Raw genomic sequence first — 14933 nt, 5'->3', positions numbered from 1 at the left:
GTTCTATAAGAGGGGAGCTTTCATGACGTTATTCTTAATTATTCTCAATTTTATTATCGATGGAATATTAATTTTAGCTGTTATGACTCTAATGGCTAGAATAAAAAAAACAGAAGAGCTTGAGCAGAAACAAAAACAGACAGCTCGTGAAATAGAAGAACTGTTCAGTTCTTATCTGCTCGAAATAAAGGAAGAAAACAAGCGGTTGAGTGATAGGCTAGCTTCTTCCGGTAATGATGTAGAAAGAGAGAATGTAAACAAAAAGAAGGAAATACAGAAGAAAGAACAGACTTATTCACATGAGGCCGGCCAGGTTCAAAGTTACCAGCCTCCAGCACCTAAAGAAGAAGAATCTGCTTATCAGCCTTCCCTGCATTCAAAAGTGTACCAATTGAAAGAGCAGGGACTCAACAACGAGGAGATCGCAAGGAAATTAAATAAAGGAAAAACAGAGATTGATCTACTTATCAAATTTCAACAGGAAAATTAGCAGAATCACTTGAATGAGCGGCTTTGATATGGTATATTTACTGTCGGTGTCAATACACACGCCTTTGGATTTCTTGAAAAGGTTGCTCTCTATTCAGGGAGTTTTTCAAGAAAGATGAATGAGGCGGAGGATACTAATAAACCAAAACAGGAGGAAAAATAATGTCTGTTATTTCTATGAAACAGCTTTTAGAAGCTGGTGTTCATTTTGGACACCAAACCCGTCGCTGGAATCCGAAGATGAAAAAGTACATCTTCACAGAGCGTAACGGAATTTATATCATCGACCTGCAAAAAACGGTGAAAAAGGTTGATGAAGCTTACAACTATGTAAGAGAGATTGCTGCTGATGGTGGCAACATCCTATTCGTTGGAACGAAAAAACAAGCGCAGGACACAGTCCGTGACGAAGCAAACCGCTGCGGCATGTTCTATATTAACCAGCGCTGGTTAGGTGGAACACTAACGAACTTCCAAACCATCCGCCGCCGTATCAACCGTTTAAAAGATATTGAGCGTATGGAAGAGGACGGTACATTTGATGTGCTTCCGAAAAAAGAAGTCGTAGATATGCTTAAAGAAAAAGACCGCCTTGTGAAATTCCTTGGTGGAATTAAAGAAATGAACAGCCTTCCGGATGCAATGTTTGTCATTGATCCTCGTAAAGAGCGTATTGCAATCGCAGAAGCTCATAAACTAAATATCCCGGTAATCGGTATTGTAGATACAAACTGTGATCCGGATGAAATCGATTATGTCATCCCGGCAAACGATGACGCGATTCGCGCCGTGAAATTGCTTACTTCCAAAATGGCAGATGCCGTACTGGAAGCGAAGCAGGGCGAAGAAACTGAAGTTACTGAAGAAGCAGAAGAACTTGAAGAAGTAGAAACTGCTCAAGAGTAAGGATAGTTTCAGAAGGTGATAAGGGGGAAGACCTTTTATCACCTTTTTTAAAGCAATAAAGGTATATTTATTAAGGAGGCATAACAATGGCTGTAAATGCTAAGATGGTTAAAGAACTTCGTGAAAAAACAGGTGCAGGTATGATGGATTGCAAAAAAGCCCTGACTGAAAACGATGGAGATATGGAAAAAGCAATGGACTGGCTCCGTGAAAAAGGAATTTCCAAAGCTCAAAAGAAAGCAGACCGCATTGCTGCTGAAGGATCTGCTCATATTGAAGTTTCCGGCAACACCGCTGTTCTTATGGAAGTGAACTGCGAAACGGACTTTGTAACAAAAAATGATCAGTTCAAAACACTGCTGCAAGAATTGGGCAAGCATCTCGTAAACCAAAAACCAGCCACTCTAGAGGAAGCTCTAGATCAAAAGCTTCATGGTGAAGGCGATACGATCAACAGCTACATCACTGATGTCGTAGCTAAAATTGGTGAGAAGATTTCTCTCCGCCGTTTTGTTATTAAAGAAAAAACAGATAGTGATGCTTTTGGGGCTTACCTGCACATGGGTGGTAAAATTGGAGTACTTACAGTCCTTGAAGGTTCAACTGACGAGCAGGCTGCGAAGGACGTAGCGATGCATGTAGCAGCTGTTAACCCTCGTTATGTGTCTCGTGATGAAATTCCTGAAGAAGAAATCAACAGTGAACGTGAAGTTCTTAAAACTCAGGCTTTAAATGAAGGAAAGCCTGAAAATATTGTGGAAAAAATGGTAGAAGGCCGTTTAAATAAGTTCTTCCAGGAAATTTGCCTTCTTGAACAGGCTTTCGTAAAAGACCCGGACCAAAAAGTGAAGCAGTTTGTCGCTTCTGCAGGTGGCAGCGTGTCCAGTTTTGCTCGTTTTGAAGTGGGCGAAGGAATGGAAAAACGCGAAGAAAACTTTGCCGATGAAGTAATGAGCCAAATCAAAAAATAATGATTGTGAAATGTAGGGGACACGTAGTGTTCCCTATTTTCAAACATGCTACATAGGATACAAAGATAACTAGTAGCACAAAAAACAAAAAAAGACAAGCAATGATAAATGGAGGTAACTATGACTACAGCTCGCTATCGTCGTATCGTACTTAAACTTAGTGGGGAAGCCCTTAGCGGTAAAGCTGGTTTCGGAATAGAGCCCAGCATTATCCAGTCTGTATCACGCCAAGTAAAAGAAGTGGCTGAACTTGGTGTGGAAGTTGCTGTCGTAGTTGGAGGCGGCAATATTTGGCGGGGAAAAGTTGGAAGTGAAATGGGAATGGATCGAGCAAATGCTGATTATATGGGGATGCTGGCTACGGTCATGAATTCCCTTGCCCTCCAGGACAGTTTAGAAAACATGGGAATTCCAACTCGAGTTCAAACGTCTATAGAAATGAGACAAGTGGCTGAACCTTACATCCGCAGAAAAGCGATCCGCCATTTAGAGAAGAAACGGGTGGTCATCTTTGCAGCAGGTACAGGAAATCCTTACTTCTCCACTGATACGACTGCTGCGCTTCGTGCCGCTGAGATTGAAGCGGATGTTATTCTAATGGCTAAAAACAACGTCGATGGCGTATATACTGCTGATCCAAAAATAAATAATAACGCTAAAAAGTACGAGCAGCTCTCTTACTTGGAAGTGCTGAATGAAGGATTAGGCGTAATGGATTCTACTGCTTCTTCTTTGTGTATGGACAATGATATCGATTTATTGGTATTCTCTATAACAGAAGAAGGTAACATTAAGAAAGCCGTAATGGGCGAAAATATTGGAACGATTGTTAGGGGGAAATAATCATGTCAGAAGCCGTGATTAATGAAGCAAAACAACAGATGGAACAAGCTGTACAGGCGTTTTCCCGTCAGCTTGCAACTGTGCGTGCCGGAAGAGCAAATCCTTCCATCCTTGATAATGTTTATGTAGATTACTATGGAGCAGCTACACCACTTAAACAGCTTGCCCAAGTGTCAGCACCTGAACCTCGTCTGCTTGTCATTACTCCATATGATAAGTCAGCAATTGCTGAAGTGGAAAAAGCCATTCAAAAAGCGGATCTCGGGCTTTCACCGTCAAGTGATGGCAATATCGTAAGAATTAATATTCCAGCACTTACAGAAGAACGTCGTAAAGATCTTGCAAAAGTAGTCGGTAAGTATACAGAGGAAGCCAAGGTGCAGATCCGTAACATCCGCCGGGACGCTAATGATCGACTTAAAAAGCTCGAAAAAGATGGAGATCTTACGGAAGATGATCTGCGTTCCTATCAGGATGACGTGCAGAAAGTCACCGACGACCACGTGAAAAAAGTCGACCAGTACGCCAAAACGAAAGAAGAAGAGATCATGGAAGTCTAAATTCTTTCTTGCCAAGTCATAAGTCTTTAGTGAATAAAAGCCGCACTGTAGCTGTTTGGCAGTGCGGCTTTTATTATTGCGCTATTCCCGCTTTTTTTTCGTATGCCTTTATGTGAATGGAGGCATGTTGTAGGATAATAGTATATAATATAAAGATGGAATAATCGGACTGGAGGATTATGAATGCCAATCAAGTTTCCGTTTACTAAAAATAAAAAGCAGCAAACTACTAAACCTCTAGGTCTAGATCATAATCACCTCCCAAAACATGTGGCGATAATTATGGATGGAAACGGCCGCTGGGCGAAAAATAGAGGAATGCCGAGAATTGCCGGTCACAAAGAAGGCATGGGTGTTGTAAAAAAAATCGTCAGGCACGCCTCAGATCTAGGTGTAAAGGTTTTAACTCTATATGCTTTCTCAACGGAAAATTGGAAGCGTCCGAAAAAAGAAGTCGACTTTCTAATGAAGCTGCCGGTGGAGTTTTTAAATACATATTTGCCTGAACTCATTGAACGTAATGTCCAGGTTCAGACGATAGGTGATTTCACGGTTCTTCCGCCCCACACACAAAAGGCGGTTAAGGAAGCTATGTCCAAGACAAAGGACAATGATGGGTTAATATTAAACTTTGCCTTGAATTATGGCAGCCGGTTTGAGATGGTCAATGCAGTCAAGCAAATTGCAGCAGAAGTTGAACAGGGTGACATTCGGGTCTCTGATATTGATGAGAAGCTTTTTTCCAGACATTTATATACATCAGAGCTTTTAGAACCGGATTTGTTAATTCGAACTAGTGGAGAGCAGCGTTTAAGCAATTTTCTATTATGGCAGCTGGCTTATGCGGAATTTTGGTTTACTGAAGTATATTGGCCGGATTTTGATGAAAGCCTATTTGAGAAAGCGCTGTTTGATTATCAAAATCGTAAACGTCGTTATGGCGGAGTGTAAGGTGTGATTGATTTTTATGAAGCAACGTACGATCACCGCGGTTATTGCGGGAGTTATATTCTTATCCATCGTAGTACTCGGGAAAAACCCGTTCTATTTATTCGTTTATATTATTGCAAGTATAGCCATACTTGAGCTTATTCGCATGAAAAAAATTGCCCGCTATTCCGTTCCTTCAGCAATGACTCTACTATTAATGTGGGCGTTGATGTTTCCAGAAAAACTCATTCACGATTTTCAATTTGGAGATTATGTGACAAAGTCTGAAATTACATTGCTGGCTGTCCTCTTATTACTAAGTTATACAGTATTGGTTAAAAACCGTTTTACTTTTGATGACGCAGGTTTTTTGCTGCTCTCTGCAATTTACATCGGCATGGGATTTAATTATTTAATAGAAACGAGAGAAGCCGGTCTTGAGTTTATTTTTTATGCCCTGTTTGTAGTTTGGGCAACAGACACGGGGCCTATCTGTTTGGCAGAGCCTTTGGCAGGAAAAAACTCTGGCCGCAGATCAGTCCTAAAAAGACAATCGAAGGAGCGGTCGGGGGGATTGTGCTCGCTTGTGTGGTCGCGGTAATTTTTCAAATGGTCGTACCGCTCAATCATTCCCTGCTGATTGTGCTGCTCGTCACTATCCTTATTTCCATTACTGGACAGATTGGGGATTTGGTCGAATCTGCTTTCAAAAGGCACTATGCAGTCAAGGACTCGGGAAAAATCCTCCCCGGCCATGGGGGAGTGCTGGATCGGTTTGACAGTTTAATTTTTATATTACCTATACTGCATTTGATTAACTTTATCTCGATTTAATAGAGAGGGGCATCCGTATGAAAAAAATTTCACTACTCGGCGCTACAGGGTCGATAGGTATCCAAACCCTGGAAGTCATCAGAGCCCATCCCGAAAAATTTAGTATTCACGCACTCGCTTTTGGCAAAAATGTTCATAAAGCCATGCCCTTAATTAAGGAATTCAGGCCAAAGCTGATCGTCGTCCAGGATGAAGAAACCAAGGAACTAGTAACAAAAGAAGTTAGTGAAACCGTGGTTTTATCAGGAAGTGGCGGTCTGATTGAAGCGAGCGTAGCCGACGAAGTGGATGTGGTCGTTAATGCCATATTAGGCAGTGTCGGACTTCCGGCTACTTTAAAAGCAATCGAGGCGAAAAAACAAGTGGCCATCGCCAATAAAGAAACGCTTGTAACAGCAGGCCATCTTGTGATGGATGCTGCAAAGGAGCATGGTGTAGAACTTCTCCCTGTAGATAGTGAGCATTCAGCGATTTACCAATCACTGAATGGAGAGAACAGTCGTGATATAAATAAATTAATTATCACCGCATCGGGTGGAAGCTTCAGAGATAAAACGCGTGAGGAGCTTGAAGGAGTGACAGTGGAGGATGCTCTGAACCACCCGAATTGGAGCATGGGGGCAAAAATAACAGTAGATTCAGCAACTATGATGAATAAAGGGCTCGAGGTCATTGAAGCTCACTGGCTTTTTAATGTGCCATATGACCAGATTCATGTTATTCTTCATAGAGAAAGTGTCATTCATTCTATGGTAGAATATGTGGACAGCAGTGTCATCGCTCAACTGGGAACCCCTGATATGAAAGTTCCTATTCAATATGCGCTCACATTTCCGGAGAGAAGTGAAGTCCCTGCTGCCAGACATCTCAACCTGGAAGAAATCGCGACACTGCATTTTGAAAAAATGGATATGGAACGTTTCCCCTGCTTGCGTATGGCCTTCGAGGCAGGAAGGCAAGGCGGTTCAATGCCTACTGTCTTAAATGCTGCCAACGAGGAAGCTGTACAATTGTTTCTTGAAGGAAAAATTTCTTTTCTGGACATTGAGAGGCATATAGAAGAAGCGCTTGCTGAGCATACGCGGATTCATAACCCTGATTTGTCCACCATATTGTCTATAGACGAGGAAACTAGAAAGCGGGTCCGTTTCCACTTAAATTAAAAGGAAGGTGCTTCATTTGACTACAGTGATTGCATTTATACTCATGTTCGGCCTCTTGGTGTTTGTTCATGAGTGGGGGCATCTCATATTTGCCAAACGAGCAGGAATGCTTGCTCGTGAATTTGCTATCGGGTTCGGTCCAAAGATTTTTGCATTCACAAGAAATGAAACGTTATACACCATTCGGCTTCTTCCGATTGGCGGATATGTTCGTGTAGCTGGAGAGGATCCAGAAATTATTGAACTTAAACCAGGACACCATATTGGACTTGAATTCAATGAGGAAGGTAAAATAAACCGGATCATTGTGAACAACAAGTCAAAGCATCCTCATGCTCGTGTCATCGAGGTGGAACGTTCAGATCTTGATCATCAGCTGGTGATCGAAGGCTATGAGATTGATGAAGATGAGAAGCTACGTTTTGAAGTCGATCCAAAAGCTATGTTTGTCATGGATGAAAAAGAAACCCAAATTGCTCCTTACAATCGTCAATTTGCTTCTAAATCGGTTCCCCAGCGCGCAATGCAGCTGTTTGCCGGCCCTTTGATGAATTTTGTACTAGCTATTGTGTTGTTTATGATATTAGGGTTCATTCAAGGTGTTCCGATGGACAAGGCGGTATTGGGCGAAATCCAGCCGGACACTCCGGCAGAGCAGGCTGGTCTGCACGAGGGAGACCGGGTTGTAGCCATTGATGGACAGTCGGTGGATACTTGGGAAGAATTTACGAAAATCGTAAGAGAACATCCGGAAGAAGAGATTACGTTATCCATAGATAGAAATGGAGAGACACAGAACGTAGAGGTCACCCCGGCTGCTGTAAATGAAAGTGAACAGCAAATCGGACAGGTAGGTGTGGCCCGAGCCTTTGAAGATTCCTTTGCCAAGAAAATCACTTTTGGTTTTACCCAATCCTATGATTGGACGAAGCTGATTCTCACGAACTTAGGCAAATTGGTTACCGGTCAATTCTCTTTGGATATGCTTTCGGGACCAGTAGGGATCTACGATGCAACGGACAAAGTCGTTCAGACAGGCTTTACAAACTTTATGATGTGGACCGCGATCTTATCGATAAACCTTGGAATTGTCAACATGCTTCCGCTTCCTGCGCTTGATGGAGGAAGACTTCTGTTCGTTGCAATTGAAGGGGTAAGAGGAAAACCGATTGATCCTCAGAAGGAAGGAATCGTCCATTTCATCGGGTTTGCACTCCTCATGCTGTTAATGCTCGTGGTTACCTGGAATGACATTCAACGATTATTTCTGTAACGAAACTAAGAGCTGGAAGCCATAGAGACAACAGCTCGTCTAAGGCTTCCAGCTTGTTTTTTATACTATTGGAATTGAGGTGGTTGGAAATGAAACAGAGTGAAATGTTGCTTCCTACTTTAAAAGAAACTCCTGCAGACGCTGAAATAAAAAGTCACCAGCTGCTTGTTCGTGCAGGTTACATACGTCAGATTGCTTCAGGGATATACAGCTTCCTGCCAATTGGAAAAAGAATTCTTCGCAAAGTGGAAGATGTCGTTAGAGAAGAGATGGAAAAGATCGGTGCTCATGAAATGATGATGCCTGCCCTGCAGCCCTCAGAGCTATGGAAAGAATCCAGCCGCTGGAGCACCTTTGGCTCAGAGCTGATGCGGATTGATGATCGAAACAATCGTGAGTTTGCCTTAGGGGCGACACATGAAGAAGTTATTACAAGTATTGTGCGTGACGAAATAAAAAGTTATAAACGACTTCCTCTGCTCGTTTTTCAAATCCAAAATAAATTCAGGGATGAAGCAAGACCCCGCTTTGGATTACTCCGTGGGCGGGAGTTTTTAATGAAGGATGCGTATTCCTTTGATGATTCTTTTGAAAGTCTGGATAAGTCCTATGATAAGATGTTTCAGGCTTACACGAATATCTTTACTCGTTTAGGCTTGAATTTCCGTGCCGTCATAGCTGATTCTGGTGCAATGGGAGGAAAGGATACTCACGAGTTCATGGTTCTTTCCGAAGTAGGAGAAGATGTCATTGCTTATTCAGATACTTCCCAGTACGCTGCAAATATTGAAATGGCTCCAGTTATTAGAGAATATAAGAAATCAGGGGACGAGCCTAAAGAAATGAGTAAGGTTGAAACGCCTGAGCAGAGAACAATGAAGGACGTTGCGGATTTTCTCGGACATGAGCTTAAAGAAGGTCTGAAAGCAATCATGTTTAAAGTAGACGAGCGATTTGTGATGGCTGTCACCCGCGGGGATCACGAGGTTAACGATGTAAAATTAAAAAATCTTTATTCTGCGGGGATAGTTGAACTTGCTTCGGAAGCCGATACAAAGCGGCTGATGGGGACTGGCTTTGGATCTCTCGGCCCGGTCGGAGTTTCGGAAGAGGTTGAGGTCGTCGCTGACTTTGCCGTTGAAGCATTACAAAATGTTTCCTGCGGGGCAAATGAGGATGGGTTCCATCTTAGGAACGTTACCCCAGGAATAGATTTCCAGCCTTCTCAATATGCGGATCTGCGATTTATCGAAGAAGGTGACCCGTCCCCAGATGGTCAGGGAACGATAAAGTTTGCAAGAGGAATTGAAGTGGGCCATGTGTTTAAACTCGGTACTTTTTACGCCGAACACATGAATGCTCAATTTTTAGATGACCAGGGCAAAGCCCAGACGATGGTAATGGGAAGCTACGGAATCGGAGTTTCTCGAACGCTGGCAGCTCTTGTGGAACAAAATCATGATGACCGGGGAATCACGTGGCCGGCTAATATTGCTCCTTTTCAAGTCCATCTCCTGTCTATGAATCCGAAGAAAGCTGAGCAGGCTGACCTTGCAGACAAACTCAACGCACAGCTTGAGGAAGCGGGGATAGAAGTGTTGTATGACGACCGTAAAGAGCGGGCTGGCGTTAAGTTTGCAGACAGCGACCTTATCGGAATTCCATTGCGAATTACTGTTGGAAAGCGTGCAGCGGATGGTATTGTGGAACTGAAGGAACGAGTATCAGGGGAACAGCAGGAAATAGAAGCGAGCCAAGTGATTGAACAGGTGAAAACTTGGTATAAACATTGATTGGATCTGCAAAACGAACTTATACCCTTGCCTAAACGAATAGAGCAAGGGTATCTTTCATTGTTCTAGGGAATGAGGAGGAATTAACTTGCATGTGAGCAATCAGGAAAAAATGCACTTTCTGCTGGAGCAAATCCAATTTCCTGCAGAGCTGATTGAACCGCATTTTAAAGAGTGTACGATGGATAAGCTGGTGGTTTTCAAGGAAAAAAAACAGTGGCATTTTCACTTTAGTCTGCCAGTGCCTCTGCCACCATCTGTTTACCAGTTGTTTTCAGCGAAGCTGATGCAGACCTTTCAGTCGATTGCGGAAGTAAACTGGACGTTTCATTCGGCTAAGAAAGAAATGGCTTCTGAAGATATTGCAGAGTATTGGCGCCAATTTATTCAAGCAATTCCGAACTTGACTCCGAGCTATAAAGATTTATTATTCGATCAGCAGCCTGAAGTTAACGGTAATAAGATTATGTTAACTTGCCGGAATTACGCAGAAAGTCACGCCATTAAAAAGAAATTGGAAGCAGAGCTTCAAAAGTATTGCACGAATGCCGGACTTCCAATGCTGCAGCTTGCCACCCGTGTAAAAGAGGAGCAGGAGGAACTGAAGAAATTTCAGGAAGAACGGCAGAAAGAAGATAAGATCATCGTGCAGCAGGCAGTCAAGGAGCAGGAAGAGCGGGCCAAAGATAAAGAAGATTCAAAACCTAAGGGGCCGGTTGAAATCGGTTATAAAATTCAGGAAGAAGCCGAGCCTATGGAAACAATTGAAGAAGAAGAACGCCGCAAAATCATCCAAGGTTATGTGTTCGATGCAGAGGTAAAGGAATTACGCTCAGGACGTCACTTGCTTTTGGTGAAGGCGACCGACTATACGGATTCTTTTTCGATCAAGATGTTTTCGCGCGGAGACGACCATGCGGAAATGTTTAAGCAAGTAGAAAAAGGGATGTGGATCAAAGCAAGAGGCAGTATTCAAACGGATAACTTTACCAATGAGTTGACCATGATGGCTAATGATATTAACGAAATTAAGCCAAAGCTTAGAGAAGATAAGTCAGAAGAAGGCAGTAAGCGCGTAGAGCTTCACGCTCATACGACAATGAGTCAAATGGATGCACCAGTTTCCGTCGGCCGATTGGTCAGCCAGGCAGCTGAATGGGGCCACGAAGGCATTGCGATTACTGATCATGCAGTAGTACAGGCTTATCCAGAAGCTTATGCTGCCGGTCAGAAACATGGCATTAAAGTCGTTTATGGAGTCGAAGCCAATCTCGTTGATGACGGTGTACCAATTGCTTATGAAGAACAGGACCGTGAGCTTGAAGACGCTTCTTATATCGTGTTTGACGTTGAAACTACCGGTTTATCAGCTGTGTACGACAAAATTATCGAGCTTGCTGCTGTTAAAGTGAGAGGCGGAGAGATAATTGATCGGTTTGAACGGTTCGCCAATCCTCATGAGCCGCTTTCTGAAACGACGATTGAACTTACAGGAATTACGGATGATATGGTCAGGGATGCCCCGGAAATAGAAGATGTTCTCAAGGACTTTTACGCCTGGATACAGGATGATATCCTGGTTGCTCATAATGCAAGCTTCGATATGGGTTTTCTAAATGCCGGGTTTAAGAGGATTGATTATGGCAAAGCTGAAAATCCGGTCATTGATACGCTTGAACTTGCCCGCTTTTTAGTTCCTGAGCTTAAGAATCACCGTCTGAATACTCTCTGTAAACACTTTGATATTGAATTGACCCAGCATCACCGGGCTATTTATGATGCTGAGGCGACAGGCTATCTACTTTGGAAACTTTTAAAAAAGGCGTTCGAAAAGGGAATCTGCAATCATAAAAACTTGAATGATTATATGGGAGAAGGAAAGGCTTATCAAAGGTCGCGTCCCTCTCATTGCACGCTTCTTGCTGTAAACAATACTGGATTGAAAAACATTTACCGCCTTGTTTCAGAGTCTCATGTTAACTATTTTTACAGAGTTCCGAGGATTCCCCGCTCCCGGCTTGCTAAATTGCGGGAAGGCATTCTAATTGGCTCTGGCTGTGACAAAGGTGAAGTGTTTGAAACAATGATGCAGAAATCTGCTGAGGAGGCAGAAAAGGTGGCAGAGTTTTATGATTATATCGAGATACAGCCTCCAGGGAATTATTATCATCTACTGGAGAAAGATTTAGTGCAGAATGAGGCACAAATTTTCGATATTTTGAAGAAACTCACTGCGATGGGAGAGAAGTTAGGAAAAACGGTGGCGGCAACGGGGAACACCCATTATCTTGAACCTCATGATAAGATGTACCGGCAGATTTTAATTTCTTCGCAGAATGGTAATCCTTTAAACCGTCAAACACTTCCAGAAGTACATTTCAAAACAACAGATGAAATGCTTGAGGAACTCTCCTTTCTCGGAGAAGAAAAGGCCCGCGAAGTAGTCGTGACAAATACGCAGAAAATTCTTCACCAAATAGGGGAAGTCACGCCGGTTAAAGAAGAACTTTTCACCCCTAATATTGAAGGGGCAGACAAGGAAATTCGTGAGATGTCCTACAACAAAGCTAAAAGTATTTACGGGGATCCCATCCCTGAACTCGTTGAAAAAAGACTGGATAAAGAACTTGAAAGCATCATCGGGCATGGGTTTGCGGTTATTTATCTAATCTCTCAAAAACTGGTAACTAAATCACTTGAAGATGGCTATTTGGTAGGTTCCCGTGGTTCAGTAGGATCTTCCTTCGTAGCGACGATGACGGAGATTACGGAAGTTAATCCACTTCCTCCGCACTACGTATGTCCTGCTTGCCAGTATCATGAATTCTTTACGGATGGTTCCATTGGGAGCGGGTTTGATCTGCCTGAAAAATCTTGTCCGGAATGCGGGACAAACTTGAAAAAAGACGGACAGGATATTCCTTTTGAAACATTTCTAGGCTTTAAAGGAGACAAAGTTCCGGATATTGACTTGAACTTTTCAGGAGAATACCAGCCGAACGCCCACAATTATACGAAAGTTCTTTTTGGTGAAGACAAGGTATTCAGAGCAGGTACCATTGGTACGATAGCTGAAAAAACGGCTTATGGTTATGTGAAGGGGTATGCTGGAGACCATCAGCTCCAGTACAAAAACGCTGAGATAGACAGGCTTGTCCAAGGCTGCACAGGGGTCAAACGAACGACCGGACAGCATCCAGGCGGCATCATTGTAGTTCCAGACGATATGGAAATTTATGATTTCTCACCCATTCAATATCCAGCTGATGATACCAAATCAGAATGGCGGACGACGCATTTTGATTTCCATTCGATTCACGATAATTTGCTGAAGCTTGATATTCTGGGACACGATGATCCGACCGTGATCCGCATGCTGCAGGATTTAAGCGGCATCGACCAGAAAGAAATCCCAGTGGATGATCCTGAAGTAATGAAAATATTCAGCGGGCCGGAGGCACTTGGAGTAACCGCGGAACAAATAATGTGCAAGACTGGAACATTAGGAGTTCCTGAATTCGGTACACGTTTTGTCAGGCAGATGCTCGAGGATACAAAGCCAAAAACTTTCGCAGAACTCGTCATTATTTCCGGACTTTCCCACGGTACCGACGTATGGCTGGGAAATGCCGAACAATTGATTAATGATGGCATTTGTACACTGCCGGAAGTTATCGGATGCCGGGACGATATCATGGTTTACTTGATGCACAAAGGTCTTGAACCTTCTCTCGCTTTTAAGATTATGGAATTTGTCCGTAAAGGAAGAGGGCTGCAGGATGAATGGATCGAAGAGATGAAAAAGCATGGTGTACCGGACTGGTATATTGATTCTTGTAAAAAGATTAAGTACATGTTTCCGAAAGCTCACGCAGCGGCGTATGTATTAATGGCTGTTCGGATTGCCTATTTCAAAGTTCATTATCCGATTTATTTTTATGCTGCTTATTTTACTGTAAGAGCGGGAGACTTTGAGCTTGAAACGATGGTTAAAGGCTCACAGGCAATCCGCAAGCGAATTGAGGAAATCCAGAGCAAAGGATTGGATGCCTCGCCTAAAGAGAAAAGCTTAATGACAGTGCTTGAGCTTGCCCTCGAGATGTGTGAACGAGGGTATGGCTTTAGAAGTGTAGATTTATATGAATCAAGCGCGACTGACTTTTTGGTAGACGGTGACCAGTTAATCCCGCCATTTAATGCTGTGGACGGGCTGGGTACCAATGCTGCGCTAAACATAGTGAAAGCCCGTGAAGAAGGAGAATTTCTCTCTAAACAGGATTTAAGAGAGCGCAGTAAGATTTCTAAAACGGTACTGGAATACTTGGATGTGCAAGGATGTCTCGAAGGAATGCCTGAAGAGAATCAGCTTTCACTTTTTTAGGTTTGTTGCAAAACAACTATATCTATGATATATTCTTTATGGTGAGAAGAGCGATATGTACGAGCGAAAGAGTGGGGCGACCCACTCTTTCGTCATATTTTACGCTCCTACTCGAGTTGACACGTGGATGATCAAGGGCTGAACAGCCTGAGACGAGAAGCCGCTATGATTTAATTCATAGCGGTTTCTCGTGAGAATAAATAATGCCTGCTGTGCAGTGCCTTAATCCTTTAGCAAAAAGTTTTATTCCATACGTAAGACATCTTCAATAAACAGGGCATCTCTATAAAAAGGAGGGATTTGTTTTGAGCAATGACGTAACAAAAGTAACCGAAGATTTAGTAGAACCGATCTTAGACCAAATGAACTTGGAACTAGTCGATATTGAGTTCAAAAAAGAAGGAAAAAACTGGTTTCTGCGAGTGTTTATTGATAAACCCAGCGGTGTGGACATAGAGGAATGCGGAATAGTTTCTGAACAGCTGAGTGAAAAGTTAGACGAAACGGATCCAATTGATTTTCCCTATTTCTTAGAGGTGTCATCACCAGGTGCAGAACGGCCGCTGAAAACACCGCAGGATTTTGAAAACCACGTAGGAAAGCACGTTTACATGAAGCTTTATGAACCAATTGATGGAGAAAAAGAATTCGAAGGCACGCTTCTCACATTTGAGAAGGAGCAAGCCGAAGTGGAAATCCGTATTAAAACGAAAAAGAAAAGATTGGAAGTGCCTTTTGAAAAAATAGCAAAGGCCAATTTAGCCGTCACGTTTAACTAAGGGGGAAAAAC

The 14933-nt window shown here is 42.9% G+C and carries 11 protein-coding genes and 1 pseudogene; all 12 read left to right on the top strand.

The genetic code is table 11. The annotated features are described in order from the left end of the window. Positions 1 to 22: 22 nt before the first annotated feature. The 12 genes and pseudogenes from MUN89_RS13855 (at position 23) to rimP (ending at position 14922) form a co-directional block, all read left to right on the top strand. Positions 23 to 490, top strand: coding sequence for a hypothetical protein (locus MUN89_RS13855; RefSeq protein ID WP_244708390.1), 468 nt, complete (start codon positions 23 to 25; stop codon positions 488 to 490). A 161-nt stretch (positions 491 to 651) separates the two neighbouring features. Then, positions 652 to 1395, top strand: coding sequence for a 30S ribosomal protein S2 (gene rpsB / locus MUN89_RS13850; RefSeq protein ID WP_244708389.1), 744 nt, complete (start codon positions 652 to 654; stop codon positions 1393 to 1395). Between the two features lie 86 nt (positions 1396 to 1481). After that, complete coding sequence (gene tsf / locus MUN89_RS13845) at positions 1482 to 2366, top strand: translation elongation factor Ts (RefSeq protein ID WP_244708388.1); 885 nt, start codon at positions 1482 to 1484, stop codon at positions 2364 to 2366. A 120-nt stretch (positions 2367 to 2486) separates the two neighbouring features. Then, positions 2487 to 3209, top strand: coding sequence for a UMP kinase (pyrH, locus tag MUN89_RS13840; RefSeq protein WP_244708387.1), 723 nt, complete (start codon positions 2487 to 2489; stop codon positions 3207 to 3209). A gap of 2 nt (positions 3210 to 3211) precedes the next feature. After that, positions 3212 to 3769, top strand: coding sequence for a ribosome recycling factor (gene frr / locus MUN89_RS13835; protein WP_244708386.1), 558 nt, complete (start codon positions 3212 to 3214; stop codon positions 3767 to 3769). A 183-nt stretch (positions 3770 to 3952) separates the two neighbouring features. Continuing rightward, positions 3953 to 4720, top strand: coding sequence for an undecaprenyl pyrophosphate synthase (locus MUN89_RS13830; RefSeq protein ID WP_244708385.1), 768 nt, complete (start codon positions 3953 to 3955; stop codon positions 4718 to 4720). A 16-nt stretch (positions 4721 to 4736) separates the two neighbouring features. Then, positions 4737 to 5533: pseudogene (locus MUN89_RS13825) on the top strand (phosphatidate cytidylyltransferase). 17 nt (positions 5534 to 5550) lie between these two features. Then, positions 5551 to 6696 carry a 1-deoxy-D-xylulose-5-phosphate reductoisomerase gene (gene dxr / locus MUN89_RS13820; RefSeq protein WP_244708384.1) on the top strand — a complete coding sequence of 382 codons (1146 nt, stop codon included), beginning with the start codon at positions 5551 to 5553 and terminating at the stop codon, positions 6694 to 6696. 16 nt (positions 6697 to 6712) lie between these two features. After that, positions 6713 to 7969: an RIP metalloprotease RseP gene (rseP, locus tag MUN89_RS13815; RefSeq protein ID WP_244708383.1), complete on the top strand. Its 1257-nt coding sequence runs from the start codon at positions 6713 to 6715 to the stop codon at positions 7967 to 7969. Positions 7970 to 8058: 89 nt separating this feature from the next. Next, positions 8059 to 9762: a proline--tRNA ligase gene (locus MUN89_RS13810; RefSeq protein WP_244708382.1), complete on the top strand. Its 1704-nt coding sequence runs from the start codon at positions 8059 to 8061 to the stop codon at positions 9760 to 9762. 112 nt (positions 9763 to 9874) lie between these two features. Beyond that, positions 9875 to 14143: a PolC-type DNA polymerase III gene (locus tag MUN89_RS13805; RefSeq protein WP_396266114.1), complete on the top strand. Its 4269-nt coding sequence runs from the start codon at positions 9875 to 9877 to the stop codon at positions 14141 to 14143. Positions 14144 to 14448: 305 nt separating this feature from the next. After that, positions 14449 to 14922, top strand: coding sequence for a ribosome maturation factor RimP (rimP, locus tag MUN89_RS13800; protein ID WP_256463989.1), 474 nt, complete (start codon positions 14449 to 14451; stop codon positions 14920 to 14922). Positions 14923 to 14933: the final 11 nt, after the last annotated feature.

This window comes from Halobacillus salinarum (assembly GCF_022919095.1).
Classification (GTDB): Bacteria; Bacillota; Bacilli; order Bacillales; family Halobacillaceae; genus Halobacillus_B; species Halobacillus_B salinarum.
The sequence above is the reverse complement of the archived record's forward strand: the minus strand, read 5'-3'. Positions and strand labels throughout refer to the sequence as shown.

What these genes read in the sequence shown, in the direction of transcription:
- rpsB (WP_244708389.1), top strand. Translation starts at nt 652, where the DNA reads ATGTCTGTTATTTCTATGAAACAGCTTTTAGAAGCTGGTGTTCATTTT.
- tsf (WP_244708388.1), top strand. Translation starts at nt 1,482, where the DNA reads ATGGCTGTAAATGCTAAGATGGTTAAAGAACTTCGTGAAAAAACAGGT.
- dxr (WP_244708384.1), top strand. Translation starts at nt 5,551, where the DNA reads ATGAAAAAAATTTCACTACTCGGCGCTACAGGGTCGATAGGTATCCAA.
- pyrH (WP_244708387.1), top strand. Translation starts at nt 2,487, where the DNA reads ATGACTACAGCTCGCTATCGTCGTATCGTACTTAAACTTAGTGGGGAA.
- MUN89_RS13805 (WP_396266114.1), top strand. Translation starts at nt 9,875, where the DNA reads ATGCACTTTCTGCTGGAGCAAATCCAATTTCCTGCAGAGCTGATTGAA.
- frr (WP_244708386.1), top strand. Translation starts at nt 3,212, where the DNA reads ATGTCAGAAGCCGTGATTAATGAAGCAAAACAACAGATGGAACAAGCT.
- MUN89_RS13810 (WP_244708382.1), top strand. Translation starts at nt 8,059, where the DNA reads ATGAAACAGAGTGAAATGTTGCTTCCTACTTTAAAAGAAACTCCTGCA.
- MUN89_RS13830 (WP_244708385.1), top strand. Translation starts at nt 3,953, where the DNA reads ATGCCAATCAAGTTTCCGTTTACTAAAAATAAAAAGCAGCAAACTACT.
- MUN89_RS13855 (WP_244708390.1), top strand. Translation starts at nt 23, where the DNA reads ATGACGTTATTCTTAATTATTCTCAATTTTATTATCGATGGAATATTA.